The organism is Methanobrevibacter sp. (genome assembly GCF_045541095.1).
Classification (GTDB): domain Archaea; phylum Methanobacteriota; class Methanobacteria; order Methanobacteriales; family Methanobacteriaceae; genus Methanocatella.
On record NZ_JAZQIJ010000269.1, the window covers coordinates 1 to 5,365 of the forward strand.

Sequence of the window (5,365 nt, forward strand, 5' to 3'; positions counted from 1 at the left end):
GGAAAAAAAACACAAAAAAGAGGAAAAAAATCAATTAAATGATTTTAGTAATACTTTTTTATAAAATAGTAATATTAATATATGAAAAAAATTTAATATAAAAACGGTGAAAACTATGAAAAAATTTAAAATATTCATGAAAGAAAATTCAGGCCAAGGCGCAGCAGAATATATTCTTTTGTTTGGAGGAGTAATTGTAATCGCATTGCTTGCTCTAACCATATACAGAACCTATATGGAAACCAGTGATACCAGTCTTAAGGCAAAAGATGATATCATGGATGTCAGGAACACAATTCTTGACAACAGAACACATGTTTAAAAATATAGACAACAAAGGACAAGGAAGTGCAGAATTAATCCTGATAATAGGAGGATTGATTGTTATAGTACTCTTTGTTGGAAGTTATTTGTCAAATATAACCCAAAAAACACAAAATAGTTTACACCAGTCATTAAAAACAGAAAGAGAATATATCTTAGAAAAAATATGAAAATGGAGAGAGTATCTCTCTATTTTCCACCTAATATTGAGTTTAAAATTTCATTCCATGAATCAGAATGGATATTTGTTAATTTCATTGCTGTTCTATTTAAAATTCTGATATTTTGAGGGCAAGCTGTAACACATGCTCCACATAAATTACAGAAGTCTAAATTAGTAACTGATTTTCCATCGATTATTTCAACAGCATTACATGGGCAAACATCTTGACAAGCATGACAAGATTCACCTTTACAAATTTTATCTTCATCAGGAACCTCAATCATTTCCAAACTACCTTCAAATGGTTTAGTTATAGAAATAGCATCAACTGGACAGATTTCAGAACACCATGAACAATTTACACATGATTCTTCTGAAATAAATGTTGAACCAGTGATTTCAGGAATTGGAATTTCATCCCTCAGCATACAAGTAGAACAGATTTGTTTGATTGCAGATTCAGGACAAACTCTTTTACATACTCCACAATGAACACATTTAGAAAGATCAACCTCAATAGAGTTATTTAATAAATCAACACTGGATGAAGGAATATTTTTGATAATTATAGCTTCTGCAGGACATAATTCTGCACAAAAACCACAATAAATACAATTTTCATCATCTATTTCAATTTCTCCTCTTACTAACTCTACAGCATCAGGCAGATTTCTTTCAAAAATAATTGAATCCTGAGGACAGATTGAATAACATCTTCCGCAATAAATACATTCCTCATCGTCAACTTCACATTGAGTTTCCCAAGTAGGATAATTATCCGATTCTTTAATAGGTTCACCGTCTATTTTTAGAGATAATGCATCAAAAGGACAAGCTACTGAACATAATCCACAAAATACACAAGAGTCTTCACTAACAGAAATATAATCCATTTCAATTAGACCCCTTGCAATAGGTACAACAGGACCTAATCTTAATGAAGAAGTCGGACAAACACCAACACAAATTCCACAACCAACACAATTTAAATCTTTGTAAGATAAATTACGATGTTCTTCACCCTCTCTTATTATATCAAACATCGAAATCACCTCTATGCTTTAGAAATAGCCTGATTTGGACAATTTTGTATACATAAATCACAATCATCACAGTTTTCAGGAACTATTTTTACATCCCCATCTTCCTCGATGATTGCACCCTGTTCACAAAGCTTAATGCATAAACCCTGTACAGGACAGTTTTGAATATGTCCACATAAATTAGAATCTATTTTTACTGCCATATAACCACCTCAACGGCACATAAAAGATTATTTAAATAAAATAATTTAAATGTGCCCTATATAAATATTATCGAAATGAACATATAAACATATCGATTATGTTTTCAACTATCTGATGTTATCCCCATTTTTATTTATTTCACCACGCCTAATTCGGGTTGATGAAATAGGAATACCATCATATGCCAATACAAAACTAACTACAACAATATCAATAGGATCCATACCTTTTGAAACTCTAATTTCATTAATTTTAACCGCAGTAGGCTCAGTCTCTTCACTAACTACTATAGCATCGAAATTCTCATCATAAATAGTAGTCCCATAAGGATCATCGAGAGGGACGATGATAAAATTAGATTTATCGCTGAAAAAAGCCTTAAGATTACTCATTCTTTCTTCACAAGAATCAATATTGCCTTTTAATCCTCCAAATGCATCGGAAGTTACACCGATTTCAACAGATTCGGCAATTTCAAAAGCAGTAGTTAACAATTTCTTATGACCATTATGAAATTTGTCAAAAGTTCCACCTACGGCCACTTTTCTGTATTTCTTAGAATTCATAATATTGTCCTAAATTAGTTTCTGTTAAAATCTTTATAAGAACTATTATAAATTTTTAGCTATATAAAAAAAGAAAAAAAGTAAAAAAAAATAAAAAAGTAAATTAAAATGCTATGCTTGAGAAATAACCTTTAAGGCTATAACTGTTTGCATTCCAATTTACAACGTTTCCGAACGAGTTTCTAGGACTTGTAGCATCACATACTGTCCAGGTATCACCTATCAATACCTGAGTCCATACATGTCCGTAAGTACCGCTTGAAAATGTACAGGTACCATGAGCATATCTGGCTGGAAGTTTAGCATTTCTAAACATTGCTACAAGCAAGTGTGAATGATCTACACAATTTCCAGTTTTAGCGTTTAATGTACCAACAGCACCGTATCTGGTATTATAATAGAAACTGTAGGATATTGTATCACGCACATAGTTAAATATTGCTTTAGCTTTTGCTTCATCTGTAGTAAGTCCTTTAGTCAACTTAGTAACTAACTGCTTAATCTTAGCATCATTAACTTGACAATGTGTTGAAGCAGCCAAGTATGCTGTAAGATCTTTTATTGTATTTTTTGAGTTTAGTTTACTTGTTGAAGATGAAGAACTGGTCAGAGTTTTGATTGTAACATAAGCAGGCATGATATTCTCATCACCATAAAATGCAACAACACGAGCAAATGCATATACTAGACCTTTGTAACCTATTGTTCCTACTTTTGAACTGACAGAATTAGGCATTTTGCCTTTGGAATCTGCAGTTTTTATTACACTTTTAGCTACTGAAAGATAATCATTCAGATTACCTTTATTTGCAGCAGCTCCAGGACTGCTTGGTTTACTAATAAATTTGACTGGAACGTCACCTTTATTATTTGCTTTTAAATTTACAATAGCTTTGGAAGCTAAATATAAATAATCAGCTGTAGAAAATGTGTATTTACCAATTTTAATGCTTGATGGTAATTTATGATTTGATTCAATGTATTTTTTCACATTATTTGAAGCAGAAATAGCTGCTTTTAATGATACTTTGCTGAGCACATGAATTTTGGATGTGCCTGATGCTTCAGAACCATAAGCATACTTGATACTCTTAGTTCCACTGGTCAATGTTCCGACTTTAATTTTAGCAACACCGTCTGAAGCAGTGGTTTTAGTATAAGTCTTGCCGTTTAATGTGAATTTGACTGCTGCATTTTTTACAGCTTTAGATTTACCATCAACTAATTTTACGGAATAATAAACTGTTTTTCCAGACAATACATATAAATCACTGGCACTGAATTTATATCCATCCACGAAAACATGTTTGGATACAGCACTAGCTGAATAATATGCACTTGAAACAGCAGATTTGATTGGATAATAACCTACAGGCAATGTGATTTTTAATTTGGCAACACCGTTGGAATCAGTTTTTTGACTGTAAGTTTTTCCGTTGACAGTAAATTTAATTGCAACATTCTTGATTGCTTTACCAGATGCATCCTTTAATGTTGCCTTATAAACTGATCCATCATTATGTTTCATGTTCAAATCATTTGCAGTTAATTTTGCAGACAATTTTTTGATTACGACATTTTTGTATTCATAATTATAATCACTTGCACCCAATGTAGAATATAAATATTTGATTTTATATGTACCAGGTTTTAAATCACCAATAGTTAACTTTGCAATACCTTTTGAATCGGTTTTGGCAGTGTAAGTTTTACCGTCCAGGATGAACTTGATTGTTTTTCCGGATAAAGCCTTGTTATTGTTATCAGTTAATTTAACTGAAAATGCGGATTTTGAATTGTAATCCATTTTCAAATCGGAAGCAACTAATTTGTTAGAAGCTTCTTTGATACATATTGATCCTGATGAAGATGAACTGTATAATCCAGTTGATCCTTTATACTTATATGATATCTCGTAAGTACCCTTTGCAAGAAGGGGAATAACAGTTCTTGCTTTCCCGTTTTTGTCTGTAGTGGCGGTTACATTTCTACCGTCATAAGAAAAGTATACTTTAGCGTTTTTAACCGGAGCCCCATGGGCAGTGGTTAAAGAAACAATATAAGTGTAGTAATTGTAAGGAAGAATATATATTTTTGATTTTTTCGCAAATGAAGTCTTATCCTTATTTACAACAATCTTGTTGGAAATCTTTTCACCGGAAACAGGATTGGTTGCACTGACTGTATGTTTACCTGGTTTAAGTTCTACTTTTGCCTGAGCAACACCATTCTTATTGGTAGTGTAAGTATATTTTTTACCATCAATATAGAATGTGACTTTGGTATTTGCCAAAGCATCATTATCTTTCCAGAATGTTGCTGAGTAGTAAGTAGATGAACCGTAATATTTTGTTACATCTTTTCCACTGACTGATGATAAAACTTTAACTTTCTTTGAAAGGGATGCAGATGAATAATTTTCACTGCCTGCATAAGTCAAAGCAAGGGTATAACTTCCAACAGCCAAAGCGGCTGTCTTGATTTGTGCAATACCTTTACTGTTGGTGACACCGGAATAGGTTTTACTGTTTACTTTCAAAGATATTTTCTGATTGCTTAAAGTTTTACCGGTACTGTCTTTCAATGTTACTTTAAAAGTGGTGCCTGCCTTGTTGTAGTGTGTATCCACCACAGATAAACTGGTGGCAGTAGTTTTAACTTTTTTAGCTGTGAGAACATCATTATCAACATAACTGTTTAAAACTTCATCATCATTTGAAACGGATATGGTGTTGTTGAGTTCTGCATTTGAAAGACTTAAAATTTCATTATCCTCATAATAAGATTCGCCGCTTGCCGCAAGCAAACCTTCAGGATAATCTTTTAAATTATCATCATGAGAAATAACTATATTAGTTTCTGAGATAGAATCCTCGCTAGAAACTTCTAATTCTTCTTGAGACAATGAAAATTCATTGTCGTTAGTTAAATTTGAATCTTCTGTATTTGAAGCATCAATAATTTCAGTTGCACTTGCCGCTGATAGAGCAACAAAAAACAATAGAACAATTGAAATGAAAAATGCTTTATTTTTTATCGAAATTTTTCCACCTCTTGGTTCTCAT

Annotated in this window: 6 protein-coding genes; 2 read left to right on the forward strand and 4 right to left on the reverse strand. The window is 32.2% G+C overall.

The window, feature by feature from the left end; genetic code table 11:
- Positions 1-115 precede the first annotated feature (115 nt).
- Positions 116-322 carry a class III signal peptide-containing protein gene (locus tag ACKI2P_RS11690; RefSeq protein WP_407377763.1) on the forward strand — a complete coding sequence of 69 codons (207 nt, stop codon included), beginning with the start codon at positions 116-118 and terminating at the stop codon, positions 320-322.
- The gene (locus ACKI2P_RS11695; RefSeq protein WP_407377765.1) at positions 282-494 is read left to right on the forward strand and encodes a class III signal peptide-containing protein; all 213 of its coding nucleotides are present in this window, start codon (positions 282-284) and stop codon (positions 492-494) included. Before ACKI2P_RS11690 ends, ACKI2P_RS11695 begins: the two co-directional genes overlap by 41 nt.
- A gap of 19 nt (positions 495-513) precedes the next feature.
- On the opposite strand, the gene fwdF is transcribed toward ACKI2P_RS11695, so the two are convergent.
- From fwdF to ACKI2P_RS11715, 4 genes are all read right to left on the reverse strand, one after another.
- Complete coding sequence (gene fwdF, locus ACKI2P_RS11700) at positions 514-1,530, reverse strand: tungsten-dependent formylmethanofuran dehydrogenase subunit FwdF (protein ID WP_407377767.1); 1,017 nt, start codon at positions 1,528-1,530, stop codon at positions 514-516.
- Positions 1,531-1,541: 11 nt separating this feature from the next.
- The gene (locus ACKI2P_RS11705) at positions 1,542-1,733 is read right to left on the reverse strand and encodes a 4Fe-4S binding protein (RefSeq protein ID WP_407377768.1); all 192 of its coding nucleotides are present in this window, start codon (positions 1,731-1,733) and stop codon (positions 1,542-1,544) included.
- Positions 1,734-1,841: 108 nt separating this feature from the next.
- On the reverse strand, positions 1,842-2,300 hold the full coding sequence (locus tag ACKI2P_RS11710; protein ID WP_407377770.1) for a phosphopantetheine adenylyltransferase: 459 nt from the start codon (positions 2,298-2,300) through the stop codon (positions 1,842-1,844).
- Positions 2,301-2,403: 103 nt separating this feature from the next.
- A complete protein-coding gene (locus tag ACKI2P_RS11715; protein ID WP_407377771.1) occupies positions 2,404-5,301 on the reverse strand; it encodes a transglutaminase domain-containing protein in 2,898 nt (965 codons plus the stop codon).
- Positions 5,302-5,365: the final 64 nt, after the last annotated feature.

Coding starts and splice junctions, on each gene's coding strand:
- fwdF (WP_407377767.1), bottom strand. CDS start 1,530: ATGTTTGATATAATAAGAGAGGGTGAAGAACATCGTAATTTATCTTAC.
- ACKI2P_RS11710 (WP_407377770.1), bottom strand. CDS start 2,300: ATGAATTCTAAGAAATACAGAAAAGTGGCCGTAGGTGGAACTTTTGAC.
- ACKI2P_RS11695 (WP_407377765.1), top strand. CDS start 282: ATGTCAGGAACACAATTCTTGACAACAGAACACATGTTTAAAAATATA.
- ACKI2P_RS11690 (WP_407377763.1), top strand. CDS start 116: ATGAAAAAATTTAAAATATTCATGAAAGAAAATTCAGGCCAAGGCGCA.
- ACKI2P_RS11705 (WP_407377768.1), bottom strand. CDS start 1,733: ATGGCAGTAAAAATAGATTCTAATTTATGTGGACATATTCAAAACTGT.